At 68.3% G+C, this 25385-nt stretch carries 27 protein-coding genes; 19 read left to right on the top strand and 8 right to left on the bottom strand.

Annotated elements, in window-relative coordinates:
* The first annotated feature begins 3 nt into the window (after window positions 1–3).
* The 11 genes from KUD94_RS01320 to KUD94_RS01270 all read left to right on the top strand — a co-directional run bounded on the left by KUD94_RS01320 (window position 4) and on the right by KUD94_RS01270 (window position 8121).
* On the top strand, window positions 4–900 hold the full coding sequence (locus tag KUD94_RS01320) for an A24 family peptidase (RefSeq protein ID WP_218238122.1): 897 nt from the start codon (window positions 4–6) through the stop codon (window positions 898–900).
* Window positions 901–906: 6 nt separating this feature from the next.
* Entirely contained in the window at window positions 907–1524 is a 618-nt protein-coding gene (gene coaE, locus KUD94_RS01315) for a dephospho-CoA kinase (RefSeq protein WP_218238121.1), read from the top strand.
* A 29-nt stretch (window positions 1525–1553) separates the two neighbouring features.
* Window positions 1554–2309 carry a cell division protein ZapD gene (zapD, locus tag KUD94_RS01310; protein WP_218238120.1) on the top strand — a complete coding sequence of 252 codons (756 nt, stop codon included), beginning with the start codon at window positions 1554–1556 and terminating at the stop codon, window positions 2307–2309.
* Between the two features lie 171 nt (window positions 2310–2480).
* Window positions 2481–2768: a DUF1330 domain-containing protein gene (locus tag KUD94_RS01305; RefSeq protein WP_218238119.1), complete on the top strand. Its 288-nt coding sequence runs from the start codon at window positions 2481–2483 to the stop codon at window positions 2766–2768.
* Between the two features lie 143 nt (window positions 2769–2911).
* Complete coding sequence (locus KUD94_RS01300; protein WP_218238118.1) at window positions 2912–3475, top strand: DUF6622 family protein; 564 nt, start codon at window positions 2912–2914, stop codon at window positions 3473–3475.
* Between the two features lie 13 nt (window positions 3476–3488).
* Window positions 3489–3779: a 2TM domain-containing protein gene (locus KUD94_RS01295; RefSeq protein ID WP_218238117.1), complete on the top strand. Its 291-nt coding sequence runs from the start codon at window positions 3489–3491 to the stop codon at window positions 3777–3779.
* A 6-nt stretch (window positions 3780–3785) separates the two neighbouring features.
* On the top strand, window positions 3786–4445 hold the full coding sequence (locus tag KUD94_RS01290; protein ID WP_218238116.1) for a glutathione S-transferase family protein: 660 nt from the start codon (window positions 3786–3788) through the stop codon (window positions 4443–4445).
* Window positions 4442–4924, top strand: coding sequence for a monooxygenase family protein (locus KUD94_RS01285; protein ID WP_218238115.1), 483 nt, complete (start codon window positions 4442–4444; stop codon window positions 4922–4924). The genes KUD94_RS01290 and KUD94_RS01285 overlap by 4 nt, the downstream gene beginning before the upstream one ends.
* A complete protein-coding gene (locus KUD94_RS01280; protein WP_218238114.1) occupies window positions 4921–6012 on the top strand; it encodes a sensor histidine kinase in 1092 nt (363 codons plus the stop codon). The genes KUD94_RS01285 and KUD94_RS01280 overlap by 4 nt, the downstream gene beginning before the upstream one ends.
* Entirely contained in the window at window positions 6009–6818 is an 810-nt protein-coding gene (locus KUD94_RS01275; protein WP_218238113.1) for a LytTR family DNA-binding domain-containing protein, read from the top strand. The genes KUD94_RS01280 and KUD94_RS01275 overlap by 4 nt, the downstream gene beginning before the upstream one ends.
* A 49-nt stretch (window positions 6819–6867) precedes the next feature.
* Complete coding sequence (locus KUD94_RS01270; RefSeq protein WP_255568942.1) at window positions 6868–8121, top strand: MFS transporter; 1254 nt, start codon at window positions 6868–6870, stop codon at window positions 8119–8121.
* Here KUD94_RS01270 and ylqF read toward each other — a convergent pair.
* Window positions 8118–9071 carry a ribosome biogenesis GTPase YlqF gene (ylqF, locus tag KUD94_RS01265; protein WP_218238112.1) on the bottom strand — a complete coding sequence of 318 codons (954 nt, stop codon included), beginning with the start codon at window positions 9069–9071 and terminating at the stop codon, window positions 8118–8120. The two genes, KUD94_RS01270 and ylqF, sit on opposite strands and share 4 nt — an antisense overlap.
* Window positions 9072–9150: 79 nt before the next feature.
* Here ylqF and KUD94_RS01260 point away from each other — a divergent pair, with 79 nt between their 5' ends.
* Window positions 9151–10845, top strand: coding sequence for a thiamine pyrophosphate-binding protein (locus tag KUD94_RS01260; RefSeq protein ID WP_218238111.1), 1695 nt, complete (start codon window positions 9151–9153; stop codon window positions 10843–10845).
* A gap of 58 nt (window positions 10846–10903) precedes the next feature.
* Here the strand turns inward: KUD94_RS01260 and KUD94_RS01255 are convergent, their stop codons facing one another.
* From KUD94_RS01255 to KUD94_RS01240, 4 genes are all read right to left on the bottom strand, one after another.
* Window positions 10904–11596, bottom strand: coding sequence for a Rieske 2Fe-2S domain-containing protein (locus tag KUD94_RS01255; RefSeq protein WP_218238110.1), 693 nt, complete (start codon window positions 11594–11596; stop codon window positions 10904–10906).
* A 72-nt stretch (window positions 11597–11668) separates the two neighbouring features.
* The gene (locus KUD94_RS01250; RefSeq protein ID WP_218238109.1) at window positions 11669–13024 is read right to left on the bottom strand and encodes an FAD-dependent oxidoreductase; all 1356 of its coding nucleotides are present in this window, start codon (window positions 13022–13024) and stop codon (window positions 11669–11671) included.
* Window positions 13025–13317: 293 nt separating this feature from the next.
* On the bottom strand, window positions 13318–13677 hold the full coding sequence (locus KUD94_RS01245) for a hypothetical protein (protein WP_218239323.1): 360 nt from the start codon (window positions 13675–13677) through the stop codon (window positions 13318–13320).
* Window positions 13678–13679: 2 nt separating this feature from the next.
* On the bottom strand, window positions 13680–15149 hold the full coding sequence (locus tag KUD94_RS01240) for a leucyl aminopeptidase (RefSeq protein ID WP_218238108.1): 1470 nt from the start codon (window positions 15147–15149) through the stop codon (window positions 13680–13682).
* Window positions 15150–15223: 74 nt separating this feature from the next.
* On the opposite strand from KUD94_RS01240, the gene lptF reads away from it, so the two are divergent.
* From lptF to KUD94_RS01220, 4 genes are all read left to right on the top strand, one after another.
* Complete coding sequence (gene lptF, locus KUD94_RS01235) at window positions 15224–16318, top strand: LPS export ABC transporter permease LptF (RefSeq protein ID WP_218238107.1); 1095 nt, start codon at window positions 15224–15226, stop codon at window positions 16316–16318.
* On the top strand, window positions 16315–17415 hold the full coding sequence (gene lptG, locus KUD94_RS01230) for an LPS export ABC transporter permease LptG (RefSeq protein WP_218238106.1): 1101 nt from the start codon (window positions 16315–16317) through the stop codon (window positions 17413–17415). The genes lptF and lptG overlap by 4 nt, the downstream gene beginning before the upstream one ends.
* 53 nt (window positions 17416–17468) lie before the next feature.
* Window positions 17469–18410, top strand: a complete 942-nt coding sequence (locus KUD94_RS01225) for a CysB family HTH-type transcriptional regulator (RefSeq protein WP_218238105.1) — start codon at window positions 17469–17471, stop codon at window positions 18408–18410.
* A gap of 64 nt (window positions 18411–18474) precedes the next feature.
* Window positions 18475–19626: a pyridoxal phosphate-dependent aminotransferase gene (locus tag KUD94_RS01220; RefSeq protein WP_218238104.1), complete on the top strand. Its 1152-nt coding sequence runs from the start codon at window positions 18475–18477 to the stop codon at window positions 19624–19626.
* 117 nt (window positions 19627–19743) lie between these two features.
* Here KUD94_RS01220 and KUD94_RS01215 read toward each other — a convergent pair whose 3' ends face one another.
* The 3 genes from KUD94_RS01215 to KUD94_RS01205 are packed head-to-tail and all read right to left on the bottom strand — an operon-like array spanning window position 19744 to window position 22492.
* The gene (locus KUD94_RS01215) at window positions 19744–20325 is read right to left on the bottom strand and encodes a DUF4124 domain-containing protein (protein ID WP_218238103.1); all 582 of its coding nucleotides are present in this window, start codon (window positions 20323–20325) and stop codon (window positions 19744–19746) included.
* Window positions 20326–20360: 35 nt separating this feature from the next.
* Complete coding sequence (gene rng, locus KUD94_RS01210; RefSeq protein ID WP_218238102.1) at window positions 20361–21842, bottom strand: ribonuclease G; 1482 nt, start codon at window positions 21840–21842, stop codon at window positions 20361–20363.
* A gap of 29 nt (window positions 21843–21871) precedes the next feature.
* Window positions 21872–22492, bottom strand: a complete 621-nt coding sequence (locus KUD94_RS01205) for a nucleoside triphosphate pyrophosphatase (RefSeq protein WP_218238101.1) — start codon at window positions 22490–22492, stop codon at window positions 21872–21874.
* Window positions 22493–22591: 99 nt separating this feature from the next.
* On the opposite strand from KUD94_RS01205, the gene KUD94_RS01200 reads away from it, so the two are divergent.
* Genes KUD94_RS01200 through KUD94_RS01190 form a run of 3 tightly spaced genes read left to right on the top strand, consistent with a single transcriptional unit; the run spans window position 22592 to window position 25269 of the window.
* The gene (locus KUD94_RS01200; RefSeq protein WP_218238100.1) at window positions 22592–23617 is read left to right on the top strand and encodes an ABC transporter substrate-binding protein; all 1026 of its coding nucleotides are present in this window, start codon (window positions 22592–22594) and stop codon (window positions 23615–23617) included.
* A 6-nt stretch (window positions 23618–23623) separates the two neighbouring features.
* On the top strand, window positions 23624–24436 hold the full coding sequence (locus tag KUD94_RS01195) for an ABC transporter ATP-binding protein (protein ID WP_218238099.1): 813 nt from the start codon (window positions 23624–23626) through the stop codon (window positions 24434–24436).
* Window positions 24437–24441: 5 nt separating this feature from the next.
* A complete protein-coding gene (locus tag KUD94_RS01190; RefSeq protein WP_218239150.1) occupies window positions 24442–25269 on the top strand; it encodes an ABC transporter permease in 828 nt (275 codons plus the stop codon).
* The last annotated feature ends 116 nt before the right edge of the window (window positions 25270–25385 follow it).

The raw sequence follows: 25385 nt of genomic DNA, 5'->3' as shown, positions 1-25385 counted from the left end.
AGCATGACGGCTTCGGTCTGGACGGACGCCGCGCTGCTCGGCGTCCTGGGCTTGCTGATCGGCAGCTTTCTGAACGTGGTGATCCACCGCCTGCCGCGCATGATGCACAACCAGTGGGCCCAGGAGTGCGCGGCCTGGGCCGCGGAGCAGCAAAGTTCCGACGGTGCGGCGGCGCCAGCGCAGGCAGCGCCGCAGCCTGCGGCGTACAACCTGCTGGTGCCGCGCTCGCAGTGTCCGCACTGCGCGCACCCGATACGCTGGTTTGAAAACATCCCCGTCTTCAGCTATCTGGCGCTGCGCGGGCGCTGCGCGGGCTGCGGCAAGTCCATCAGCCTGCGCTATCCGGCGGTAGAACTCGCCACCGGGCTGCTGTTCTTCTTTTGCGGCCTGCACTGGGGCCTGGGCCCGGCGGGCCTGGCCTGGAGCGCGTTCTCGGCCGCGCTGGTGGCCGCCGCCTGCATAGACTGGGACACCACCTTGCTGCCCGACGACATCACGCTGCCGCTGCTCTGGGGCGGGCTGCTCGCGAGCCTTCTGCACTACAGCGGCGTTGCGCTCACCGACGCGGTCCTGGGCGCCATGGGCGGCTACCTCTCGCTGTGGAGCGTTTACTGGGCCTTCAAGCTCGCTACCGGCAAGGAAGGCATGGGCTATGGCGACTTCAAGCTGTTTGCCGCGCTGGGTGCGTGGTTCGGCTGGCAGGCATTGGTGCCCATCATCTTGTTGGCCTCGGTCGTCGGTGCGGTCGTGGGTGTGGCGCTCAAGCTCAGGGGCGGGCTGCACGAGGGCAAGTACGTGCCCTTCGGGCCTTTTCTGGCCGGTGGCGGTTTCGTCGCCCTGCTCTGGGGCCCGCAGCAGGTCATGCATGGGCTGCTCGGCGTGCTGGGCCTGGCGGCCTGAGCGCTCATGGCGGCGCGGCCCGGCTTTCGCCTTGGCGTCACCGGCGGCATAGGCAGCGGCAAGAGCACTTTCAGCGCCATGCTGGCCGAGCGCGGCGCGGCGCTGGTGGACGCCGACGCGCTCTCGCGCTCGGTCACGGCCGCCGGCGGTGCGGCCATCGCGGCGATCGCGGCGCAGTTCGGCCCCGCCTTCATCGCTTCCGACGGCGCCATGGACCGTGAACGCATGCGCCGCCTGGCGTTCGAGGATGCACACGCGCGCGAACGCCTGCAGGCCATCGTTCATCCGCTGGTGGGCGCGGCCATCGCTCAGGCCTGCCGCCAGGCGCAGCAGGAAGGCCGGCGCCTGATCGTGCTCGACATCCCGCTGCTGACCGAATCGAAGCACTGGCCGGCGCGGCTCGACGGCGTCGCCGTGGTCGACTGCCCGCCGGCCACGCAGATCGAGCGCGTGCGCGAGCGCAGCAATCTGCAGGAAGACGCCATTCGCGCCATCATGGCCACGCAGAGTCCGCGCCTGCAGCGCCTCGCCGCAGCCGACTGGGTGGTGTTCAACGGCGCGGGCACGACGCTCGCCGATCTGCGTACAAAGGCACACCAGATTGCACGGTCGTTCGGGCTATGATGCAGCGCGCATTTTGAAAAGTTCGCAGCGTGATCCTGTACGAATATCCCTTCAACGAACGTCTGAGAACCTATCTGCGGCTGGAGCACCTGCTGAGGCGTCTGGCTGAGTTGATCCCACGCAGCCACCCGCTGGACCACCACTATGCGCTGGCGACGATCTTCGAAGTCATGGACGTGGCGGCGCGTGCCGACCTCAAGACCGACCTGCTCAAGGACCTGGACAAGCAGCGCGCGGTGTTTGAAAGCTACCGCGGCATTCCCTCGATTGCCGAGGATGCGCTCGAATCCGTGCTCGGCCAGTTGCAGCACTGCTTTGCCATGCTCAATGGCCAGAGCGGCAAGGCCGGCCAGGCGCTGCTGGACAACGACTGGCTCGCCAGCGTGCGCACCCGCATGAGCATACCCGGCGGTACCTGCAGCTTTGATCTGCCCGCCTACCACGCCTGGCAGCACCAGAGCGCCGATCGGCGCCAGCACGACCTGCAGATCTGGGCCGGCACGCTGGCGCCGCTGGCCGATCCGGTCTATCTGCTGCTGCACCTGCTGCGCGACTCCGGCACCGCACAGAAGGTGGCGGCCGAGCGCGGCCAGTTCCAGCAGAACCTGCCGCCCGGTCGCACCTTCCAGTTGCTGCGCCTGCGCATGGACCCTTCGCTGCACCTGATTCCCGAGATCAGCGGCAACCGGCTGATCGTCTCGGTGCGCTTGCTGCAGCACGACGGCGATGGCAAACTGGTGCCCTCTACCCAGGACACGGCGTTCGAGCTGACTCTTTGCGCTTGACGCGGGTTTGCCTTCAAGGATTACGCGAAGCGGCAGGCCGCCCGGCTGCGCAGCAGGGCAAGCCAGACAAGTCCGGCGTTTGAATGCAAGAGCGCATGCAGCCGCGCGCCGCACCGGAGGGCGCCCTCCCGCCCTGGGTCCGCGCACACACCCCGCACAAGGAAGCACGCCATGCCAGATGCCTATCTCGTGGGCCACGTCAGCGTCAAGGACGCACAAAAATGGGCCGAATACCGCAGCAAGGTGCCCGCCACGCTCGCACCCTGGGGCGCCGAACTGCTGTTTCGCGGTGAACGCGCGGCCACGTATTCGGGCGAGCTGGCACACCCGGAAATCGTCGTGATCCGCTTTCCGGACACCGACGCGATAGAGCGCTGGTTCCACTCCGATGCCTACCAGGCGCTGCTGCCGGTGCGCGAGCAGGCGGCCGAGGTGTTGCTGCTGTCCTACCGCAGCTGAGAGCGCGGGCGTGCGGCGCAGCTCGCGCCGCCCCGCAGCAGGCCGCGCCGCGGATGGCGCGCTTCGTCGCATGGCGCTGGAAGCCCTGCCGGCGCAGATGCACAGTGCGTTCCCTGTCCACCACTGTTCAAGGGAACACACCCATGCTGCTCACCCAATTGCTCTCTGAGCACCCCGAAGCCATCACCGACATCGTGCGCGGCACGCCGCCTTGGGTCGGGGGACTGCTCGCCGCCCTGCTCTGGCTCGGCTTTTCCGCCACGCGCGAACGCGAGCTTGGCGTGCCGCGTCTGGTACTGCTGCCGGTTGCCATGACGGGCCTGGCCCTGTGGGGTGTGCAATCGGCCTTCGGCGCGAGCGGCCACCTGGCGGCGCTGTTCGGCGTGTGGGCGGTCTGCGCGGCGCTCGTGCTGCTGGCCGCCAGCCGGCTCGCGCCGCCCGCGGGCACACGCTGGAATCCCGAGACACGCAGCGCTCACTTGCCCGGCAGCTGGGTGAGCATGGTGCTGATCCTCGTCGTCTTCCTGATGAAGTACGGCATAGGCGTGCAGCTGGCCATGGAGCCCCCGCTCGCGCAGAACCTGGGTTTTGCGCTCACCGTGGCTGCACTGTATGGCGCACTCACGGGCTTCTTCTCGGCCCGGGCGCTGAGCGTGTTGCGACTTGCCCGCGGCGGCGCCTCTGCCCTGGCTGCCGCGCAGTACTGAACGGAGCCCGGCCATGAGACACACCGCCGCCACCGAAGACGAGCGCATCGAGCGCCTGGCACGCCGACGCGCCGGGGCCAAGCTGGGCTGGCTGATCCACGCGCTGGTCTATGTCTGCGTCAACGCCGCCCTGGCCTTGCTCACCTGGCACACCCATCAGTCGTGGGCGCTGTACCCGCTGGCCGGCTGGGGCCTGGGGCTGGCGATCCATGGCCTGGCGGTCTGGCTGGGCAGCACCACCGGCCTCCATGAGCGCCTGCTGCAGGCCGAACGCGATAAGCTTGCGCGCACCCCGCGCCTGTGAGCCGCCATGATCATCGTCCACCACCTGAACGCCTCGCGCTCGCTGCGCATCCTGTGGCTGCTTGAAGAACTGGGGCAGTCTTACGAGATCGTGCGCTACCAGCGCGATCCCAAAACCCTCCTGGCGCCGCCCGAGCTCAAGCGCATCCACCCGCTGGGCAAGTCCCCGGTGGTGCAGGTCGACGGCGAGACGCTGGCCGAATCGGGCGCGATCATCGAAACCCTGGTCGAGCGCTTCGGCGCAGAGCAAATGGCACCGCCGCGCGGCAGCGCCGACTTTGCGCGCTACCGCTATTGGCTGCATTACGCCGAGGGCTCGGCCATGCCGCCGCTGCTGCTCAAGCTGGTGTTCGAGCGCATTGCCGCAGCGCCCATGCCCTTCTTCGCCAAGCCGATCGCGCGCAGCATCGTAAACCAGGTCATGAAGGGCTTCGTCGGCCCGCAGCTCAAGCTGCATCTGGGCTACATGGAAAGCGAGCTTGCCCGGCGCGACTGGTTCGCGGGTGACGCCTTCAGTGCGGCAGACGTGCAGCTGAGCTACCCCTTGATGGCGGCGCGCCAGCGCGCCGGCCTGAACCAGGCCGAGCACCCGCGCCTGAGCGACTGGCTTGCGCGCATCGAGGCGCGCCCGGCCTTGCAGCGCGCGCAAGCCCGGGAGCGCCCATGACGGCGGGCAGCCAGCGCCGCACCGTCGATCTGCGCGCCTACCCCGACCTGGTGGTGATCGTGCTGGGCATGCAGGTCAAGGCATTTGCCGGCCTGAAAACCCTGCTCGGCTTCGGCCCGAAGATCGCCCGCTCGGTGGCCGAGCAGCCCGACGGCTTGCTGCTGCACGAGAGTTTCGTGTTCTCGCTGTTGCCGCCGCACGTGGGCATGCGCCAGTACTGGCGCGACTTCGACGCGCTGCAGGCCTGGACGCGCTCCGACCCGCACCGCCGCTGGTGGCGGGACTTCCTGCGCGATTCGGGCGGCACCGGTTTCTGGCACGAAAGCTACTTCATGCGCGGCGGCATGGAGGCGGTGTACATCGACATGCAGCGCGACGTCGGCTTCCTGCGCTTTGCGCCGCAGCAGCCGGCGCAAGGGACCATGTTCTCGGCCCGTGGCCGGGCACAGGCCGCCCGGGCAGCGGAGCCGCGCGCGTGAGCACGCCGCTCGTGGACTGGCGCGACGCGCTGCGCCACGGCCTGCAGGTGCTGGCCTTTTGCTGTGTCGTGGCGGTATTCACCACGGCGATCTGGAGCGGCAGCAGCTACGGCGTGCAGCTCGTGCATTCGGCGGCCATAGGGCTGGTGATCTGGGCGGTGATCGAGTTTGGCCGGCTGCTCGTGCCCGCGCACCTGTGCCATCGCGACCCCGAGGGCCGCGGCCACGGCTGGCCCAAGGGCTGGCGCGGCGTAGTGCTCACCGCGGTCGGCATCGCTGCGGGCTATTTCGGCGGCAACAACCTGGCGCGCGCGCTGCTGGGCGAGGCCGGTGGCACGCACCGGGGCGACTTCACCCTGGGCCTGCTGGTCACCATCGCGGCCGGCGCGGTGGCCAGCTTCTACTTCTTCACGCACGGCAAGCAAGCTGCGCTGCAGGCCGGCATTGCCGCCGCCGAGCGCGACGCGGCCGAGGCGCGCCTGAAGCTGCTCGAAGCGCAGCTCGAGCCGCACATGTTGTTCAACACCCTGGCCAATCTGCGCGTGCTCGTGGCCAGCGACCCGGCGCGCGCCCAGCGCATGCTCGACCACCTGATCGCCTACCTGCGCGCGACGCTCGGCGCCTCGCGTGCCACGCTGCACCCGTTGGCCGACGAGTTTGCGCGCCTGAAGGACTACCTTGAGCTGATGGCCGTGCGCATGGGGCCGCGTCTGCACTATGCGCTGGAGTTCGAGCCGGCGCTGGCCGATGTGCCGGTGCCACCGCTGCTGCTGCAACCCCTGGTGGAAAACGCCATCCGCCACGGGCTGGAACCCGAGGTGCAGGGCGGGCGGATCCGCGTGAGCGCACGCACGCAGACTGTCGGCGGCACGAACATGCTGGCGCTGCAGGTGTGCAACAGCGGCAGGCCGCTGGCCGCGGGTGCGGCGGCAGGCGGCACGGCCGGCGGGCGCGCCTTTGGCCTGGCCCAGGTGCGCGAGCGGCTGCGGACGCTCTACGGGCCGGCAGCGACTCTTGAATTGATAGCTGATGGCGCAGGCCACACCTGCGCAAACATCGTATTTCCTTTGAATATTTCCGCCCCATGAACCAGCCCGCCGTGCGCGCCCTGATCGCCGAAGACGAGCCCCTGCTGGCACAAGCCCTGCAGCAGGCGCTGGCCCGCGCCTGGCCGCAGCTGACGGTGGTGGCGACGGTGGGCGACGGCCTGAGCGCCGTGCGCGAGGCGCTGGCGCTGCGCCCCGAGCTGTTGTTCTTCGACATCCGCATGCCCGGCCAGAGCGGGCTGGAGGCCGCGGCCGAACTCTTCGACGCCTGGCCCGCCGCGCAGCGCCTGCCGCTGCTGGTCTTCACCACCGCCTACGACCAGTACGCGGTGCAGGCCTTCGAGGCGCAGGCCAGCGACTACCTGCTCAAACCGATACAGGACGAGCGCCTGCACAAGACGGTGCACAAGCTGCAGCAGGCGCTGGGCGCGCCAGCCAGCGAAGAAGCCACGCTGCGCCAGCTGCGCGCCCTGCTGGCGCAACCCCCCACGTCGGGCGGGCAGGCGGGCGCCGCGCCGGCGCGAGCGCTCAAGGTGTTGCAGGCCGGCAGCGGCCAGTCGGTGCAACTGGTGCCGCTGGCGCAGGTCTTGTACTTCGAAGCGGCAGACAAATACGTGCGCGTGCTCACCGCCGAGCGCGAGCACCTGCTGCGCACCCCGCTGAAAGAGATCGCGGCGCAGCTCGACCCCGACGAGTTCTGGCAGATCCACCGCGGCACCCTGGTGCGCGTGGAGGCGATCCGCGCCGCGCGGCGCGATGAAGCCGGGCGCATCACGCTGGAGCTGCACCAGCGGCCCGAACGCCTTGCGGTCAGCCGCGTGTACGCGCCGCTGTTCAAGGCCATGTAGTGCCGCAAGCGACAGCACTGGCGCCCAGCTGCAGGCTAGCCTTGGCACCATGCCCGAGACTTGCACCGTGAAGGCCGAACCCGCGCACCCCGTGCCAGCGCGCGCGCCGCTGTGGATGCTGCTGGCGCTGGTCGGCGCGTTTGCGCTGAGCCAGGCGTTTCGCACCGTGGCAGCCATCATGGCGCCGCCGCTGCAGGCGGACTTCGGCCTGAATGCGCGCGAGCTCGGCGTGTTTTCCGGCGCGTTTCACTTCGCCTTTGGCGCGATGCAGCTCTTCATGGGCATCGGTATCGACCTCTATGGCGTGCGCCGCACCATTCTTGCGGCCTTCCCGCTGTGCATCGCGGGCGCGCTGATCTCGGCGCTGGCCCCGGGCTATCTGCCGCTGACGCTGGCGCAGGTGCTGATCGGGCTGGGCTGCGCGCCGGCCTTTCTGGTGTGCACCGTCTTCATTGCGCGCCACTTTGCGCCGCAGCGCTTTGCCGCCGTCTCGGGCATGGCGATGTCGCTGGGCACGCTGGGCATGCTGTTCACCGGCACGCCGCTCGCCTGGGTGATAGAGCGCAGCTCCTGGCGCGCGGGCTTCTGGGTGCTGGCGGCGCTGGCGCTGCTGGCCTGGCTATGGATCTGGCGCTCGGTGTTCGAGCCGGCGCGCACTGGCGCCGCGGGCGCGGCCGCGGAGTCGCCAGCCCAGGCGCTCGGCCGCTTTGCCGCGCTCTTTCTGCTGCCGCACACCTGGGGCATCGTGGTGCTGGCCAGCACCAGCTATGCCGCCTTGATCACGCTGCGCGGGCTGTGGATGGGGCCGATGCTGGTCGCGCGCCACGGCTACAGCCTGGTGCAAAGCGGCAACGTGGCAGTGGCGCTGTCGCTGCTGGCGCTCGTCGGCCCGCTGCTGTTCGGGCGCCTGGACCCCGGCCCGGCGCGGCGCCGGCGCTGGCTGGTGGGCTGGACGCTGGCCAGCGCCGCGCTGTTTGCGTTGCTGGCGCTGGGGCGTCTGGCCTGGCTCGACATCGCCTGCATGCTGGCCATAGGCTTGGCCAGCGGCTACATCGTGCTGCAGTACGCCGACGTGCGCATCGCCTACGCGCCGCAGATGACCGGCCGCGCCATGGCCGCCTTCACCATGGCCATGTTCATGGGCGTGGCGCTGATGCAATGGGCTACTGGCGCCATCGCCACCTGGGCGGCGGGCGCGGACACCGACCCCTTCGCCGTGGTCATGGGCTGCATTGCGCTGTGGCTGGCGCTGTCGGCCGCCGGTTTTGCGCTGCTGCCGCAGCCGCGCGCACTCGCTCCTTAGCGCCGCGCGCCGCCGCGCCCCGGCCCGCCGCGCTGGCGCCGGCGCTCCTCTCGGCGCTGCTGGCGCTCGGCGTCCCTGGCCTGGCCGGTGGCAAGCCACGCGGCGTATTCCTCGGGTGTCTCCAGCGTGAGGCGGCCGATGGCCGCGCAGCGAAAGTCGGTCAGCACGATCTCCGCGGCCTTTTGCCAGTCGAGCTTGCCGCCAGCCATCAGTGCGCCCCGGCGCCGGGCGATCTGCTGCAGCAATTCGTCGTCGTGCATTTCTACGATTTCAGGAGCTGCCAGCGCAAGCTGGTAGCGGGCTGCAAGCGGATTCGGATAGTAAATTTTCAGATACGCCAGCAGGTCCAGCGCGACCTCCTGCTCGTCGTAGGCGTTGCGCCCCACGGCGCCGCTGGCGGCCAGGCGCATGCCGCTTTCGGGCACGATGATGCGCGGCCAGAGCATGCCCGGCGTGTCCCAGAGGTAGAAGTCGTCGTCGAGCACGATGCGCTGCTCCTGCCGGGTCACGCCCGCCTCGTCGCCGGTCTTGGCCTGGGCCTTGCGCGCCAGCGTGTTGATCAGCGTGGATTTGCCCACGTTGGGCACGCCCACGATCATCACGCGCATCGGCCGGGCCATGCCGCGGCGCAGCGGCGCCAGCGCGCGGCAGCCGTCGATCAGGCGCCGCGCGGGCGCGCGCTCGGACGCATCGAGCGCGATTGCACGCGTATCCGCCTGCGCGCCGTACCAGGCAAGCCATCCCTGGGTGCGCGCCGGGTCGGCCAGGTCCTGCTTGTTGAGCACCTTGAGCGTGGGCCTGTGCCCGGCCAGCTCGGCCAGCAGCGGGTTGCTGCTGGAGCCCGGCAGGCGCGCGTCGAGCAGCTCGATGAGCACGTCGATGCTTTTCACGCGCTCGGCAATCGCCTGGCGCGTCAGGTGCATGTGACCGGGGAACCACTGGATGGCCATGGGAAGTGCCTTGGGGGCGAAGCAGAAAAACTTGGCCAAGGATAATGGCTGGCATCCGCCTTCCCGTGCAAAGCCTGCAATGTCCGAATCCACTACCCCGCCCGCCCGTACCGGCGCACAGCTGCTCGTGGACCAGCTGCGCGTGCAAGGCGTCGAGCAGCTGTTTTGCGTGCCCGGCGAGAGCTATCTGGCCGTGCTCGACGCGCTGCACGGCGGCGCCATCCGCGTCATCGTCTGCCGCCAGGAAGGCGGCGCGGCGATGATGGCCGAGGCCCAGGGAAAGCTCACCGGGCGGCCCGGCATCTGCTTCGTCACGCGCGGGCCGGGCATTGCCAACGCCATGGCAGGCATCCACATTGCGCAGCAGGACTCCACGCCGCTGATCGTCTTCGTCGGCCAGATCGCGCGCGAGGCCATGCACCGCGACGCCTTCCAGGAAGTGGACTACCCGGCGCTGTTCAGCCAGTTCGCCAAGTGGGCGGTGCAGATCGACGATGCGCGGCGCATTCCCGAGCTGGTCGCACGGGCCTTTCACGTGGCCATGAACGGCCGGCCCGGCCCGGTCGTCGTGGCGCTGCCCGAGGACATGCTGAGCGACAAGGTCAGCGTGCCCGATGCCCTGCCCAGCGCGGCGCTGGAGATCGCCCCCGACGCCGCCGCGCTGGATGCGCTGGCGGCGCAGCTGCGCCAGGCCGAGCGCCCCATGGTGCTGGTCGGCGGCAGCCGCTGGTCGGCGCAGGCGGTGCAAGACCTTGCCGCCTTTGCCGGGCGCTGGCAGCTGCCCGTGGCCACCACCTTCCGCCGCCAGATGCTCTTTCCTGCCGGTCACCCAAGCCACGCGGGGGGCCTGGGCATAGGCACCAACCCGCAACTGCTGCAGCGCATCAAGGCGGCCGACCTGATCGTGGCGCTGGGCACCCGCCTGGGCGACGTGCCCTCGCAAGGCTATGCGCTGTGGGACATTCCCGTGCCGGGCCAGGCCTTGATCCATGTGCATGCCAGCGCCGAGGAGCTGGGGCGGCTCTACCAGCCGCAGCTGGCGATCCACGCCACGCCCCGGGCGATGGCCAGCGCCCTGGCAGGCCTTGCGCCCCCGGCCGCGCCCGCCTGGGCCGCGCACACCCGGCAGGCGCACGCCGACGAGCTGGCCTGGAGCGACGCGCGCAGCGTCACCATTCCCGGGCGGCTGCAGATGGGCGCGGTCATGCAGCACCTGCGCGAGGTGTTGCCGGCCGACACCATCGTCTGCAACGGCGCGGGCAACTTCACCACCTGGGTGCACCGCTTCTGGCCCTTCACTCGCTGGGCCAGCCAGCTCGCGCCGGTGTGCGGCTCCATGGGCTATGGCCTGCCAGCGGCGCTCGGCGCCAAGAGCCTGTGGCCCGCGCGCGAGGTGCTGGCCTTCGCCGGTGATGGCGACTTTCTCATGCACGGGCAGGAGTTCGCCACCGCAGTGCAGTACGACCTGCCCATCGTCGTCATCGTGCTGGACAACGGCATGTACGGCACGATACGCATGCACCAGGAGCGCCACTACCCCGGCCGCGTCAGCGCCACCGAGCTGCAGAACCCCGACTTCTGCGCCTATGCCAAGGCCTTTGGCGGGCACGGCGAGCGCGTCGAGTGCACCGAGGACTTCGCCCCCGCGCTGGCCCGCGCGCGCGCCAGCGGCAAGCCGGCGCTGATCCACTGCCTGATCGATCCGCAGGCGATCACGCCGGGCACCACGCTCGATGCGCTGCGCCGCAGCGCAACGGGCGCTGGCGCGAACTGAAGCCGCGCGCGGCGCTGGCCGGCACGCGGCAGACCTGCGCCAGGGGCGCCCGCCCCCTTCAGCAGGCCGGCACCAGGCGTGAATAGGTGCTGAGCGGCACGGTGACCGCGTCGCCCTCGACTTCCTGGCGATAAACCCCGGGGCCGTGGCGCTCGATCAGCTCACCCTTGAAATTCTGGAAAAAGCGCTCGAAGAAGCTGCGCCCCAGCGCGCCGGTGGCGTACAGCTTGTCGCTGGCCGCGTCGTGCTCCAGGCGCACCGGCAGCAAGGGGTATTGCGACGGTCCGGAGACGGGCGCGGCGCCATGCGCCGGATCGTAGACGCTGCCGTGCGCGCAGCACACGATGCGCCCCGGCCCGCCGGCAAGCTCGCTGCCGGATGCGGCATAGCGCAGATAGCTGGCGGCCGGCGTCGGGTAGCTGAGCTGATGAGTGCAGATCGCCACGAAGGCCACGAGCGTGCCCTTCGGGCCTACGCCCTGCGGGTTGCTGTAGTCGCCGTCGTCGGGCGAAGCCAGCGGCCCGGTGGCGGCGCTGCGTTCACCCAGATTGATGAGATAACAGGGCACGCCTTTGAGCGGGTAGGCAAACACCATCGCCTCCCGGGTGCTCACCTCGGCCGCCTTCAGCGGCGCGCCGTCGGGGTGCACCAGCAGGGTGCGGGGGTAGTCCTCGAGCGCCGCAGCCCAGCCGGCAAGGCCTGGCCCCAGCACCGCGCCGGTACACCACTGCGTGAAGCATCTGCGGTCCATCGCGCCTCCTGCGGTATGCAAAAAGAGGCCACCGGCCGGTGGCCCCTCGGGCCTCAATGACGCTGCGCGCCCTCAGGCGTTGAACATGTCGCGGTACAAGCCCTTGGCCCATTCCAGCGTGGCCTGGCCCTTGGCGGCGTCGCGATTCTCGAACACCTGGGTGTCGGGCGAGAAGCCGGTGATCGCATCCTTGCCCGCGTCGTACACATAGTGCGCCTTGACCGAGATCGCCTGCATCGGGAAGGCGTTGACCACCGAATAACAGATGGTCTCGGGCGTGCTCCAAGCAATCTCCTTGCCCTGGGCGCGCGCGGCCAGCACCTTGGCCACGTAGTGCGCCTCGGTGTTGGACGTGTTGGCGCTCTTGGAGTAGGGGTGCGGGCGCGAATCGCCGGTCACGTACACCGAGGTGTCGCCCACGAGGTTGTAGAAGCGCGTGTCGATGTCCGCTTCCTTCTGGTTGGACTTGGTCGCCGGTGCCACCAGCCCAAGCTGCTCGATCAGCGTGGAGGCGCGCACGTTGGGGTAGATCGCCGCGTCGGTGAACTGCACGCTGTCGAAGTCGGTCTCTATGGTGCGCTTGGCCACGTTCACGCCCTTGACGGCGGAATTGGGCTTGTAGTCGATGATGCCCTTGTACAGCTCGTCAAACGCCGCATGGAAACCCTTGGCCTTGATGGTCACGTCGGGGTTGGCGTCCAGAATCACCACCTTGCCCTTGAGCTTGTTCTTCTTGATGAGCGAGGCGATCAGGCAGGCGCGCTCGTAGGGCGCGGGCAGGCAGCGGTAGTTGCCGCCGGGCACGGTCTGCACGAAGGTGCCGCCCTCGAACTCGCGGATCTTGCGGTGCAGCGTGACGTGCTCGGTCGGCGAGACGAAGCCGCCCGGGTAGATCTGGCGCAGCGCGGTCTTGGTGTCGATGTCGGAGACACCAATCTTGTCGTAGTCGTAGGAGATGCCCGGGGCGATCACCAGGTAGTCGTACTTGATGTCGCCTTCGCTGGTCACCAGGGTCTTGCCCGCGCGATCCAGCCCCGTGACCGTGGCGTTGAAGTAGATGTAGTGGTTGTTGACCGCCGCATCGAGGAAGCTGTGGTTGGCCAGGTTCTCCAGCGTGATCAGCCCCGCATACCAGAGGTTGCTGGTAAAGCAGGAGGAATACATGTCGCGCTTTTCCACCAGCACGACGTCAAAGCCGGGGAATTCCTTCTTGGCGTACTTGGCGATGGTCAGCCCCGATGTGCCGCCGCCGACCACTACCAGCCTGGGGCCCCGGGCCTGGGGCAGGTCGGCCAGGCGCCGCGTGACCACGGCCGGGGCCGCCGGCGCCGCCGCCGTCGCGCAGCCGCTGGTGCCCACTGCCACACCCGTGGCACCAGCGGCCAGGGCCAGCCCGCTGCTCTTCAAGAAACCTCTGCGATCTGACATTGCTCTCTCCTGTGTGTCGTGGTGAAAAACCGTGAAGGAGCTTCACGCAACACCCTCTAGCCACCGGACAGAGAAAACGGCAAATCAAACGAACATCAGGCGCATGGTCTGGTGCACTGCCAACCGCAGACTACTGGAGCCGGGACCTACGAACGCATGCGTTTGTCCCTCTGCGTTTCATTGTAGGCACATGTATCAACGCGCGGGCATATTAGAAAATAAGCAAAAAATCGTAGCGCCACACGGCTGTTTGGTCTAAGGCGACGCTGAACAAGCGCCCTGCGCCGTGGTGCTCAACGCTGCTTGAGCGCCTGGATCACCGCGTCGTGCACCAGCGGGCGCATGTCGCGCAAGGCCGACTGCAGCGCCAGGGCCATGCGCTCCTGCAAGACGGCCTGCACGCGGTCGGCGATTTCGGCAACCAGCTCGGGGCTGATCGCCGGCGAAGCCAGCGTCGCCTGCGCCGCCGCGGGCGCCGTCCGCGCGGCCCAGGAGGGCGGCATGGACACTGGCGCGGACGGCACGGGCGCAGGCTGCGCCGGAGTCAGAGGCGCGGGCGGGGACGCGCGAGCCGGCTGCTGCGCGGCCTCGGGCACTTGCACCACGTCGGTCAGCGTGGGCACAAAGCGCGGCGGCGCGTGGGTGCGGGCCATGTTCACTTGCGCCGCTGCGCGCCGGGGGCGCTCTCGGCCAGGCCCAGCAGATAGTGCACCAGCAGCCCGACAGGGCGGCCCGTCGCGCCCTTGGCCGCGCCGGACTTCCAGGCCGTGCCGGCGATGTCCAGGTGCGCCCAGGGAAAGTCGCCGACAAAGCGCTGCAGGAATTTGGCCGCGGTCACCGCGCCGGCCTCGCGCCCGGCCACGTTGGCCACATCGGCAAAGGCGCTCTTGAGTCCTTCGCCGTAGTCCTCGTCCAGCGGCATGCGCCAGCAGGGGTCGAGCGCGGCCTCGCCCGCCGCCTGCAGGCGCGCGGCCAGTTCTTCGTCGTTGGCAAACAGCCCGCTGCGCACGCCGCCGAGCGCAATCACGCAGGCGCCGGTGAGCGTGGCCAGGTCCACCACCGCCGCCGGCTTGAAGCGGCGCGCGTACTCCAGCGCGTCGCACAACACCAGCCGCCCTTCGGCGTCGGTGTTCAGGATTTCTATGGTCTGCCCGCTCATGCTCGTGACCACGTCGCCGGGCTTGACGGCCTTGCCGCCGGGCAGGTTTTCGCAGCTCGGGATCAGGCCCACCACATTGATCCTGGGCTTGAGTTCGGCCAGCGCGCGAAAAGTCCCCAGCACGCTGGCCGCGCCGCCCATGTCGAATTTCATCTCGTCCATGCCGGCAGCCGGCTTGATGGAGATGCCGCCGGCGTCAAAGGTGATGCCCTTGCCCACCAGCACCACGGGCGCCTCGGACCTGGCCGCGCCCTGGTAGTGCAGCTCGATGAAGCGCAGCGGCTCGGCCGAGCCCTGCGCCACCGCCAGGAAGGCGCCCATGCCGAGCTTGGCCACCTGCTCGGGTCCGTGCAGCTTGCAGCGGATCAGGCCCTGGCGCGCGAGCGAGCGCGCAGCTTCGCCCAGCAGCGTGGGCGTGGCATGGTTGGCCGGGCGGTTGGCCCATTCGCGGGCGAACTCCACGCCGACGACGACGCCCACGGCCGCATCGAAGGCCGCGCGCAGCGGCGCCGCCTGCGGCACGCCCAGCGTCACGCGCGCGAGCGTGCGCGGCTCGGCCTTGCCCTTGGTAGTGGTGTAGACATAGCTCGCCTGCGCGAGCGAGCGCACCAGCGCGCCCAATGCTTCCTGCGCGGGCGCTTGGGCAAAGATGAAGGCCGCGCGCTTGAGCGTCTTGCCTGCCTTGAACAGCGGCGCGAGCGCCAGAGCCGCCTTGCGCAGCTCGGCCGGGCTGCCCTTGCCGCTGCCCAGCAGCACCACACGGCGCGCCGCGACCGTGGGCGGGGCATAACACTGCAGCATGCTCGCCGCGCTGGTTTTCAGGTCGCCCTGCTTGAGCGCCAGCGCGGCCAGCGCCGAGAGCGCGTCCTGCGCAGGCTCGAAGCCCTCGCCCACCAGCAGCACCAGCAAATCGCAGCGCTCGGTGCGCGCTGCGGCGAGCGACATCGTTTTCAGTTCAAAATCCATGGTGGTCTTTCTCTTCAGCGGCTGCCGTGCGTCCGGGCGGGCGGCGCGCCCCTCGCCTGGTCGGTCTCCAATCAATGTTATTCGATTCATCCATCCGCAAGGAGCTGGCCCGCAGCTTCGGCGCGACGCTTATCGTGCTGGTCACCGTGGTGATGACCATCATGCTGGTGCGCACGCTGGGCCTGGCCTCGCGCGGCGGGGTGGCACCCGCCGACGTGCTGCTGGTGATGGGCTTCACGGTGCTCGGGCACCTGCCCACGATACTGAGCCTGAGCCTGTTCGTGGCCATCGTCAGCACCCTGGCGCGCATGTACCGCGACAGCGAAATGGTGATCTGGTTCGGCGCCGGGCGCGGCCTGCTGCAGGTGCTCGCGCCGCTGCTGCGCTTTGCCTGGCCGGTGACGCTGGCGGTGGGGGCGCTGGCGCTGGTCGTCTGGCCCTGGGCCAACCAGCAGATCGACGAACTCAAGACGCGCTACGAGCAGCGCAGCGACGTCGACCGCATCGCCCCCGGCGAATTCCAGGAGACCGCCGGCGGCACGCGCGTCTTCTTCATCGACAAGGACACGCCCGGGGCCAACGCGGCGAGCAAGATCTTCATCGCCTCCACCACGCCCGAGCGCGAGAGCGTGACCTCGGCGCAGAGCGCGCGCCTGAAGGTGCAGGACGGCCAGCGCATCGCCATCCTGAACAACGGTGAACGCGTGGAGATGATGCTGGACAAACCCGGCCTGCGCGTGAGCGAGTTTGCCGAATACGGCACGCAGGTCGGCAACGCCCAGGGCGGCGTGCCGGGCGCGCCCTCGGCCAAGACTACCGCTTCCTGGGAGCTTGCCACCAGCGGCGCGCCGGCGCTGCTGGCCGAGCTGGGCTGGCGCCTGGGCCTGGTGTTCGCGGTGCTGAACCTGGTGGTGCTCGGCCTGGCGCTGGCGGTGGTGCAGCCGCGCGCGGGGCGCAGCGCCGGCGTCATGGCCGCGCTGTTTGCCTTCATGGCCTACTACAACCTGATGAACGTCGGCCAGCGCTGGGTGGAGGCCGAACGCCTGAGCCTGCCCGCGCTGATGCTGGCGCTGCATGGCAGCGTGCTGGCGCTGGGCATGGCGATCCTGCTGCTGCGCCACAACCACTGGAGCTGGCGCACGCTGCTGCCGGCGAGGCGCACGGCATGAAGACCCTGCGCCGCTACCTGTTTCGCGAGATCGCGCTCAGCGTGGGCTTCGTCACGCTGGCTTTCATCGCGCTGTTCTTCTTCTTTGACATGGTCGACGAGCTGCGCGTGGCCGGCTCGGTCGGGCCGGGCTATTCGCTGTCGAGCGCGCTGGTGTACGTACTGCTGCGCCAGCCCCAGCACGTCTACGAGCTGCTGCCCATCACGGTGCTGATAGGCACCATCTTCGTGATGGCGCGCCTGGCGCAGAACTCGGAATTCACCATCATGCGCACCAGCGGGCTCGGGCCCTGGCGCGCGCTGGGCGCGGCGGCGCTGCTTGGCATGGTGTTTGCGCTGGGCACCTTCGCCATCGGCGACTATGTGGCGCCGGCAAGCGAGCGCGCCGCAGACATCGTGCGCGCGCGCCAGTTCGGGCCGCTGAGCACCGGCCTCACCGGCGCCTGGCTCAAGGAGCAGCAGGGCGAGCGCTCCTACGCGGTGAACGTGCGCGCGCTCGAGCCCGGCGGCGGCATGCGCGGCGTGCGCATCTTCGCCTTCAATGCCGACGGCCACCTGGCGATGAGCGTGCGCGCCGACGAGGCGCGCTTCACCGAGGACGGCTGGCAGCTCACGCAGGTGGCGCGCAACACCTTCCTGCACACCGGCACCGACGCGGCGCGCGTGCTGCGCGAGAGCGACGCGCAATGGCTCTGGCCGACGCGCATCACCTCTTCGATGGTGGCGGCCTCGCTGCTGAACCCGCAGAAGATGGCTACGCTCGACCTGTTTTTGTACGTGCGCCACCTGCAAGCCAACGGCCAGACGGCGCAGCGCTACGAGATCGAGCTCTGGCACAAGGTGTTCTACCCGCTGTCTTGCCTGGTGATGGTGGTGTTGTCGCTGCCCTTTGCCTATCTGCACTTTCGCTCCGGCGGCATGGCGGCCTATGTGTTTGGCGGGGTGATGGCCGGCATCAGCTTCTTCCTGCTGAACAACGTCTTCGGTTTTGCGGGCAATCTGCAGAACTGGTCGCCCTGGCTGAGCGCGGCCGCGCCGGGCTTGATTTATTCGGTGCTCTCGCTTGGCGCCTTTGGCTGGCTGGTCTTGCGGCAATAGCTTGCGCCGCACGTAGAATGCATAATAAACGCGTTTTATATTCCGTTTAGGTTATGAACCTGCACCAATTTCGCTTCGTCCGGGAAGCCGCCCGCCGCCAGCTCAACCTGACGGAGGCCGCCAAAGCCTTGCATACCTCGCAACCGGGCGTCTCCAAAGCCATCCTGGAGCTGGAAGACGAACTGGGCGTGGACATCTTCGCGCGCCACGGCAAGCGCCTCAAGCGCATCACCGAGCCAGGCGAGCATGTGCTCAAGAGCATCGAGGTGATCATGCGCGAGGTGGGCAACCTCAAGCGCATCGGCGAGCAGTTCAGCGCCCAGGACAGCGGCACGCTCTCGATCGCCACCACCCACACCCAGGCGCGCTACGTGCTGCCGCCGGCAGTGGCCAAGCTGCGCGAGCAATACCCCAAGGTGAACATCAGCCTGCACCAGGCCAAGCCCGACGAGGTGGCGCGCATGGTGCTCGACGAAGTGGCCGAGATCGGCATGGCCACCGAGTCGCTGGCCGACTACCCTGATCTGGTGACCCTGCCCAGCTACGAATGGCAGCACGTGCTGGTGCTGCCCACGACGCACCCGCTGGCGCGCAAGGAGCGCATCGACATCGAAGACCTGGCGCACGAGTCGCTCATCACCTACCACCCCTCGTTCACCGGGCGCAGCCGCATCGACAGCGCTTTCGCCGCGCGCCGGCTGCAGCCGCGCGTGGTGCTCGAAGCCATGGATTCGGACGTGATCAACACCTACGTGCGCCTGGGCATGGGCGTGGGCATCGTCGCCGAAATGGCCACGCGCGAAGGCCTGCCGCCCGACCTGATCGCCCGCCCCACGGGCCACCTCTTCGGGCACAGCGTGGCGCGCATTGCCTTCAAGCGCGGCGCCTGGCTGCGCCACTTCGTCTACCGCCTGGCGGAGCTTGCCAGCGACCGCCTGAACCGCCAGCTGATAGAGCGCGCGATGTCCGGCCAGGCCGAAGACTACGTACTTTGAAACCGCTGCGGCGCTGCCATGGCCGCCCGCCCCACGCCCGAGCGCCAACACCCCCGCACTTTCCATGACGACCCCCGCCATTCCCAGCCGCCTGCCCGAGGTGGGCACGACCATCTTCACCGTCATGTCCGCCCTGGCTGCAGAGCACGGCGCGGTCAACCTCGGCCAGGGCTTCCCTGACTTTTCCTGCGATGCGGCGCTGACCGGGGCCGTCACCCAGGCCATGCAATCCGGGCACAACCAGTACCCGCCCATGGCCGGCGTGCGCGCGCTGCGCGAGGTGGTCAGCCAAAAGACCGAAGCCTTGTACGGCAGGCATTACGACGTGGACGCCGAGGTGACCATTACCGCTGGCGCCACGCAGGCCATCCTCACTGCCATCCTCGCCTGCGTGCACCCGGGCGATGAGGTGATCGTGCTCGACCCCTGCTACGACAGCTATTTGCCGAGCATCGCGCTCGCCGGCGGCGTGGCGGTGCACGTGCCGCTCACGCCGACGAGCTTCAGGCCGGACATCGCCAGGATCGCCGCCGCCATCACGCCGCGCACGCGCCTGCTCATCGTCAACACTCCGCACAACCCCAGCGCCAGCGTCTGGACGGCCGAGGACATGCGCGCGCTGCAAGAGGTGCTCGCGCCCACCAATGTGCTGCTGCTCTCCGACGAGGTCTATGAGCACATGGTCTACGACGGGGCGCAGCACCAGAGCAGCGCGCGCTTTCCCGGCCTGGCCGAGCGCGCCTTCGTGGTGTCGAGTTTTGGCAAGACGCTGCACGTGACCGGCTGGAAAGTGGGCTCGGTCTGCGCCCCTGCCGCGCTGACGGCGGAGTTTCGCAAGGTGCACCAGTTCAACGTCTTCAGCGTGAACACACCCATGCAGCACGGCATCGCCGCCTACATGGCCGATCCCGCCAGCTACCAGGGCCTGAGCGCCTTCTACCAGGCCAAGCGCGATCTGTTTCGCGAGGGGCTGGCGGGCTCACGCCTCAAGCTGCTGCCGTCCTCGGGCAGCTTCTTTCAGTGCGTGGACATCTCCGGCGTGAGCGACCTGCCCGACGCCGAGTTCTGCCAATGGCTCACGCGCGAGATCGGCGTCGCGGCGATTCCGCTCTCGGCCTTCTACGCCGACGGGTTTGACCAGCGCGTGGTGCGCTTTTGCTACGCCAAACGCGACGAGACGCTGCGCGAGGCGCTCGTGCGGCTGTGCAAGCTGTGAGTGGCTTGGCCTGGAAAATATCAGTCAAATCGGCCTCAAACGCTTGCCCATCAAGCGCTGGCAGCTCTCTTTATAGAAGAAACCAAGCGTCCGATCGAATTGGCGCTGGGCGCCAGGTCAGCGGCCACAGGCACGCATCTGGGCAATGGCTTTCTGACGCTCGACGCGTTCTTCCGTGCTCAAGGCAATGCTGGATGCCGAAACCTCCGCATCCCGTATCTCTTTTGCCGAAGGGCAGCGCTCGCCCACTTGCGCTCTCCTGCCAACCGGGATACCCGGCTGATGTTGTATCGAGGTCACTACCTCATCTCTGGTGTAAACATACCAAGTTTCATGAGGCGTTTCATAGATCACCTGATCGTACAAAACGCCCTGGATATTGCTGGCATTCACTTTTTTTGGCGGGCCCAAGGCTCGGTCGACCTGGCTGCGCGTCATTCCGACCAAGGGTTTGCGCATGTTGATAGCAAGGGCTACCTCGTTGTCCCATTTCATGCGTTCCAGGTCGCCTCGCGCCTTTGCAGCAGCGCGCGCATCTGCTGGGCCGCTCGCAGGCCTCACATCCAGAGTCTTCCCGCCTTCACAGGGCATTTGCTGAATCACCGTTCGTCCACTCGGGTCTGGGCATTTGTAGATCTGTGCCGCTGCAGGGGCGGACACAACCGACAACCACAAGAACAGCAAAACAAAAAATCTCACGTCGCCCTCCTCAGATCTCCGCTATCGCTAGCGTCTTACATCAGCACGATGTCGTACTGCCCCGGGCGCAGCGCCCCTTCGGCCTGCAGCGAGATCGGCTTGCCGATGAAATCCGACAGGCCGGCCAGGTGCTGGCTCTCCTCGTCCAGAAACAGCTCCACCACCTTGGGCGCGGCGATCACGCGGAATTCGCGCGGGTTGAACTGGCGCGCCTCGCGCAACACCTCGCGCAGGATGTCGTAGCAGACGGTGCGCGCGGTCTTGATCTCGCCCACGCCGTGGCAGGTCGGGCAAGGCTCGCAGAGCATGTGGGCCAGCGATTCGCGGGTGCGCTTGCGCGTCATCTCGACAAGGCCGAGCGGAGAAAAGCCCCCGACCACGGTCTTGACCCGGTCGCGCCGCAAGTGCTTTTTGAGTTCATCGAGCACCATCTCCTGGTGCTCGGGGCGCGCCATGTCGATGAAGTCCACCACCACGATGCCGCCCAGGTTGCGCAGGCGCAGCTGGCGCGCGATGGTGCCTGCGGCCTCCAGGTTGGTCTTGAAGATGGTTTCGTCGAAGTTGCGCGCGCCCACATAGCCGCCGGTGTTCACGTCGATGGTGGTCAGCGCCTCGGTCTGGTCGACGATCAGGTAGCCGCCGGACTTGAGCTCCACCCGCCGACCCAGCGCCCGGGCGATTTCCTCGTCGATGCCGAACAGGTCGAAGATCGGGCGCTCGCCCTTGTACAACTGCAGGCGCTCGACCGCCTTGGGCATGTATTCGCGGCCATAGGCCTGCAGCGCGGCAAACTGCTCGCGCGAGTCGATGCGCACGCTTTGCGTGTGCTCGCCCACCAGATCGCGCAGCACGCGCTGCAGCAGGCTCAGGTCCTGGTGCAGCAGCGACATCGCGGGCAGGCGCTGGGCGGCGGCGCGTATGCCGGCCCAGGTCTTGCGCAGATAGGCGATGTCTTCGCGCAGCTCGGCGTCGCTGGCGTCCTCTGCGTTGGTGCGCAGGATGAAGCCGCCCTTGGCCTCGGCGCCGGCTTCGGCCACCAGGTGCAGCAGGCGCTCGCGCAGCGCCTCGCGCTCTTCGGCGGCGATCTTTTGCGACACCCCCACGTGGTTGTCCTGGGGCAGAAACACGAGCAGATGTCCGGCCACGCTGATCTGCGTGGACAGGCGTGCGCCCTTGCTGCCTATCGGGTCCTTGATGACCTGCACCATCAGGGGCTGGCCTTCAAAGACCTGCTTTTCCATCGGCACCTGGGATTCGCCCCGGCGCGGCGCGCCTTCGCCGTTTTCGCCGCGCTGCCAGACGTCGGCCACATGCAGAAAGGCCGCGCGCTCCAGGCCGATGTCGATGAAGGCCGACTGCATGCCCGGCAGCACGCGCGAGACCTTGCCCAGGTAGATGTTGCCCACCAGGCCGCGCTCCAGCGTGCGCTCCACGTGCAGCTCTTGCACCGCCCCGTTTTCAACCACCGCCACGCGCGTCTCCTGCGGCGACCAGTTGATCAGTATGTCGTTTTGCATCTTGGCCTTCTTTGTCCCGGCATCATGCATCAAGACGCCAGCACGCCGGCCAGGCGCAGCAATTGCGCCGTCTCGTACAGCGGCAGGCCCATGACGCCGCTATAGCTGCCGCTCAGATGCTGCACATGCTGCGCCGCCGCGCCCTGGATGGCGTAGGCTCCGGCCTTGCCCAGCGGCTCGCCGCTGGCCACGTAGGCATCGATCTGGCGCGCGCTCAGCGGCGCAAAGCGCACGCGCGAGACGGACAGCGCCGTGAGGCGTCTTTGCCCGTCAAGCTGCAGGGCCACGGCGCTCAGCACCCGGTGCTCGCGCCCCGAGAGGCGGGCGAGCATGCGCGCCGCATCCTGCGCATCCTGCGGTTTGCCCAGAATCTCGCGCCCCAGCGCCACGCTGGTGTCGGCGCAGAGGATGGGCGCGGCCGCCAGGCCGCGGCGCTCGCGCCGTGCGAGCGCCGCGTCCAGCTTCAGGCCGGTGATGCGCTGCACATAGGTGGCCGGCGCTTCGCCGCGCGCCACTTGCTCCAGCGCTTCGGCGTCTTCAGGCTGATCGCCCGGCGCATTGGCCAGCAAGGGGAGATGGCGCACGCCCAGCTGGTCGAGCAGCTGGCCGCGGCGCGGGCTTTGCGAGGCAAGGTAGATGAAATCGGGCATGGCGCAAATTGTCCGACATGGCCCTGTGCCTGTTGCCCCGCGCCGGCGCCGCGACACGGGCTATGATTTTCGGCGTTCGACACCAAACGGAGACACCCCATGCAAAGACGCGAACTGATTGCAGCCGGCCTGGCCGCTGCCGCCCTCCCCGGCCTGGCCCTGGCGCAGGCAGCCGAGAAGACCAAGATCACCATCTCGGTCGGCGGCAAGAACCTGTTTTATTACCTGCCGCTGACCATCGCCGAGGAGCTTGGCTACTTCAAGGACGAGGGGCTGGACGTGACCATCGTCGACTTTGCCGGCGGCTCCAAGGCGCTGCAGGCGGTGGTGGGCGGCAGCGCCGACGTGGTCTCGGGCGCGTTCGAGCACACCATCAGCATGCAGCTCAAGGGCCAGCCGATGCGCGCCTTCGTGCTGCAGGGCGCGGCGCCGCAGATCGTGCTGGGCGTGAACCCCAAGACCATGCCCGACTACAAGAGCATTGCCGACCTCAAGGGCAAGAAGATCGGCGTCACCGCGCCGGGCAGCTCGACCAACATCGTGGCCAACTTCGTGCTGGCCAAGGGCGGGCTCAAACCCACGGACGTGAGCTTTGTCGGCGTGGGCGCGGGCAGCGGCGCGGTGGCCGCGATGCGCTCGGGCCAGATCGACGCGATCTCCAACCTCGACCCGGTTGCCACGCTGCTGGCGCGCTCGGGCGACCTGAAGATCATCTCGGACACGCGCAAGCTTGACGAAGCCGAAAAAGTCTTTGGCGGCCCCATGCCCGCCGCCTGCCTGTACGCGCCCCAGCCCTTTCTGGACAAGAACCCGCACACCGCGCAGGCGCTGGCCAATGCCATCGTGCGCGCCGACAAGTGGATCCAGCAGGCGGGCGCGGGCGACGTGATCAAGGTAGTGCCCGAGAGCTATCTGCTGGGCGACCGCGCGGTCTATATCGACGGCTTCCTCGCGGCCAAGCAGGCGCTGTCGCACGACGGCCTGTTCCCGGCCAAGGGCGCGGCCACGGCCTATCGCGCGATGGCCAGCATAGACAAGAAGATCGCCGCGGCCAAGGTCGACCTGGATGCGCTCTACACCAATGCGTTTGCCAAGAAGGCCAACGCCAAGTACCCCAAGGGCTGAGCGCGCATGACGACTGCTGCCATCGTGCTGCAGGGGGTTGCCTGCACCTTCGTGAGCAAGGACAACCCCGGCCAGCGCTACACCGCCGTGCAAGGCGTGGACTTGACCGTAGGCGCGGGCGAATTCGTCAGCGTGGTAGGGCCTACGGGCTGCGGCAAGAGCACGCTGCTCAACGTCGCGGCCGGGCTGCTCACCCCCAGCGAAGGCAGCGTCCGCATTTTTGGCGAGCCGCTTGCAGGCATCAACCGGCGCGCGGGCTACATGTTCCAGGCCGAAAGCCTGATGCCCTGGCGCACGGCCTTGCAAAACGTCATGGCCGGGTTGCAGTTTCGCGGCGCGAGCGAGGCCGAGGCGCGCGAGCAGGCGCAGGCCTGGCTGGCGCGCGTGGGCCTGGCGGACTTTGGCGACCGCTACCCGCACCAGATGAGCGGCGGCATGCGAAAGCGCGCAAGTCTCGCGCAAACCCTGGTGCTCGACCCCGACATCATCCTGATGGACGAGCCCTTTTCCGCGCTCGACATCCAGACGCGCCAGCTGATGGAAAACGAGGTGCTCGACCTGTGGCATGCCAAGAAAAAGGCGGTGCTCTTCATCACCCACGATCTGGACGAGGCCATCGCCATGAGCGATCGCGTCGTCGTCTTGAGCGCCGGCCCGGCCTCGCACCCCATGGGTGAATTCGCCATCGATCTGCCGCGCCCGCGCGACGTGGCCGAGGTGAAGATGCAGCCGCGCTTCCTGGAGCTGCACGCGGCCATCTGGGCCGAGCTGCGCGAAGAGGTGCTCAAGGGCTACGCGCAGCAACTCAAGAAGGCATGAAGCGCATGTGGAATCTGATCAAACCGCGCCCGGCAACGCTGCGCCTGTGGCAGCTTGGCCTCTTGGTGCTGCTCTTCGTGTTCTGGCACGTGATGACCAAGCCGGGGCTGATCCCGCCCTTCATGTTCGACAACGACCGGCAGGCGGCCTTCTTCTTCGGCGAGCCGCTGAAGATCTTCGGCGTGATCCGCGACTGGTTCTTCACCGACGCCGACATCTACCGGCACCTGTGGGTGACGCTGGCTGAAACCGTGATGGCCTTTGCCATTGGCGCCGTGGGGGGCCTGGCCTGCGGCCTGTGGCTGGCGCTGTCGCCCATGGCGTCGGCCATTCTGGACCCCTACATCAAGGCCATGAACGCCATGCCGCGCATCATCCTCGCGCCCATCTTCGCGGTCTGGTTCGGCCTTGGCATGGGCTCCAAGGTAGCGCTGGGCGTGACCCTCGTGTTCTTCATCGTCTTCTTCAACGTCTACCAGGGCGTGAAGGAGGTCAGCCCCGTGGTGCTGGCCAATGCCCGCATGCTGGGCGCCAGCCAGCGCCAGCTGCTGCGCCACGTCTACCTGCCCAGCGCCACGAGCTGGGTCTTCAGCTCGCTGCACACCAGCGTGGGCCTGGCCTTCGTCGGCGCCGTCGTCGGTGAATACCTGGGCTCCAGCCAAGGCGTGGGCTACCTCATCCTGCAGGCCGAGGGCAGTTTTGACATCAACACCGTGATGGCGGGCATCCTGGTGCTTACCGCTTTTGCGCTGGCGCTGGACGAGGCCGTGGGCGCGATAGAAAAGCGGCTGATGGTCTGGCAGCCGAAGGCGGGGGAGACGGAGCGCTTGTGAACCCAAGTTCCCCAAAGCAGACGCATGCCAATGCGTACTCGACCAGGGCATGATTCTCCGTCGTTTTCCCCATCCGGCCTTTGATATCAAACAATTCAAACTGCCACTTGTGGTTC

Origin of the sequence: Comamonas sp. NLF-1-9 (assembly GCF_019195435.1) — a bacterium.
Taxonomy (GTDB): Bacteria; Pseudomonadota; Gammaproteobacteria; order Burkholderiales; family Burkholderiaceae_C; genus Comamonas_C.
Note: the sequence above shows the minus strand (reverse complement) of the source record. Positions and strands in the feature narration are given on the sequence as shown.

What these genes read in the sequence shown, in the direction of transcription:
- KUD94_RS01320 (WP_218238122.1), top strand. Translation starts at nt 4, where the DNA reads ATGACGGCTTCGGTCTGGACGGACGCCGCGCTGCTCGGCGTCCTGGGC.
- coaE (WP_218238121.1), top strand. Translation starts at nt 907, where the DNA reads ATGGCGGCGCGGCCCGGCTTTCGCCTTGGCGTCACCGGCGGCATAGGC.
- KUD94_RS01305 (WP_218238119.1), top strand. Translation starts at nt 2,481, where the DNA reads ATGCCAGATGCCTATCTCGTGGGCCACGTCAGCGTCAAGGACGCACAA.
- KUD94_RS01300 (WP_218238118.1), top strand. Translation starts at nt 2,912, where the DNA reads ATGCTGCTCACCCAATTGCTCTCTGAGCACCCCGAAGCCATCACCGAC.
- KUD94_RS01295 (WP_218238117.1), top strand. Translation starts at nt 3,489, where the DNA reads ATGAGACACACCGCCGCCACCGAAGACGAGCGCATCGAGCGCCTGGCA.
- KUD94_RS01290 (WP_218238116.1), top strand. Translation starts at nt 3,786, where the DNA reads ATGATCATCGTCCACCACCTGAACGCCTCGCGCTCGCTGCGCATCCTG.
- KUD94_RS01285 (WP_218238115.1), top strand. Translation starts at nt 4,442, where the DNA reads ATGACGGCGGGCAGCCAGCGCCGCACCGTCGATCTGCGCGCCTACCCC.
- KUD94_RS01275 (WP_218238113.1), top strand. Translation starts at nt 6,009, where the DNA reads ATGAACCAGCCCGCCGTGCGCGCCCTGATCGCCGAAGACGAGCCCCTG.
- KUD94_RS01270 (WP_255568942.1), top strand. Translation starts at nt 6,868, where the DNA reads ATGCCCGAGACTTGCACCGTGAAGGCCGAACCCGCGCACCCCGTGCCA.
- ylqF (WP_218238112.1), bottom strand. Translation starts at nt 9,071, where the DNA reads ATGGCCATCCAGTGGTTCCCCGGTCACATGCACCTGACGCGCCAGGCG.
- KUD94_RS01260 (WP_218238111.1), top strand. Translation starts at nt 9,151, where the DNA reads ATGTCCGAATCCACTACCCCGCCCGCCCGTACCGGCGCACAGCTGCTC.
- KUD94_RS01255 (WP_218238110.1), bottom strand. Translation starts at nt 11,596, where the DNA reads ATGGACCGCAGATGCTTCACGCAGTGGTGTACCGGCGCGGTGCTGGGG.
- KUD94_RS01250 (WP_218238109.1), bottom strand. Translation starts at nt 13,024, where the DNA reads ATGTCAGATCGCAGAGGTTTCTTGAAGAGCAGCGGGCTGGCCCTGGCC.
- KUD94_RS01245 (WP_218239323.1), bottom strand. Translation starts at nt 13,677, where the DNA reads ATGGCCCGCACCCACGCGCCGCCGCGCTTTGTGCCCACGCTGACCGAC.
- KUD94_RS01240 (WP_218238108.1), bottom strand. Translation starts at nt 15,149, where the DNA reads ATGGATTTTGAACTGAAAACGATGTCGCTCGCCGCAGCGCGCACCGAG.
- lptF (WP_218238107.1), top strand. Translation starts at nt 15,224, where the DNA reads ATGTTATTCGATTCATCCATCCGCAAGGAGCTGGCCCGCAGCTTCGGC.
- lptG (WP_218238106.1), top strand. Translation starts at nt 16,315, where the DNA reads ATGAAGACCCTGCGCCGCTACCTGTTTCGCGAGATCGCGCTCAGCGTG.
- KUD94_RS01225 (WP_218238105.1), top strand. Translation starts at nt 17,469, where the DNA reads ATGAACCTGCACCAATTTCGCTTCGTCCGGGAAGCCGCCCGCCGCCAG.
- KUD94_RS01220 (WP_218238104.1), top strand. Translation starts at nt 18,475, where the DNA reads ATGACGACCCCCGCCATTCCCAGCCGCCTGCCCGAGGTGGGCACGACC.
- rng (WP_218238102.1), bottom strand. Translation starts at nt 21,842, where the DNA reads ATGCAAAACGACATACTGATCAACTGGTCGCCGCAGGAGACGCGCGTG.
- KUD94_RS01205 (WP_218238101.1), bottom strand. Translation starts at nt 22,492, where the DNA reads ATGCCCGATTTCATCTACCTTGCCTCGCAAAGCCCGCGCCGCGGCCAG.
- KUD94_RS01200 (WP_218238100.1), top strand. Translation starts at nt 22,592, where the DNA reads ATGCAAAGACGCGAACTGATTGCAGCCGGCCTGGCCGCTGCCGCCCTC.
- KUD94_RS01195 (WP_218238099.1), top strand. Translation starts at nt 23,624, where the DNA reads ATGACGACTGCTGCCATCGTGCTGCAGGGGGTTGCCTGCACCTTCGTG.
- KUD94_RS01190 (WP_218239150.1), top strand. Translation starts at nt 24,442, where the DNA reads ATGTGGAATCTGATCAAACCGCGCCCGGCAACGCTGCGCCTGTGGCAG.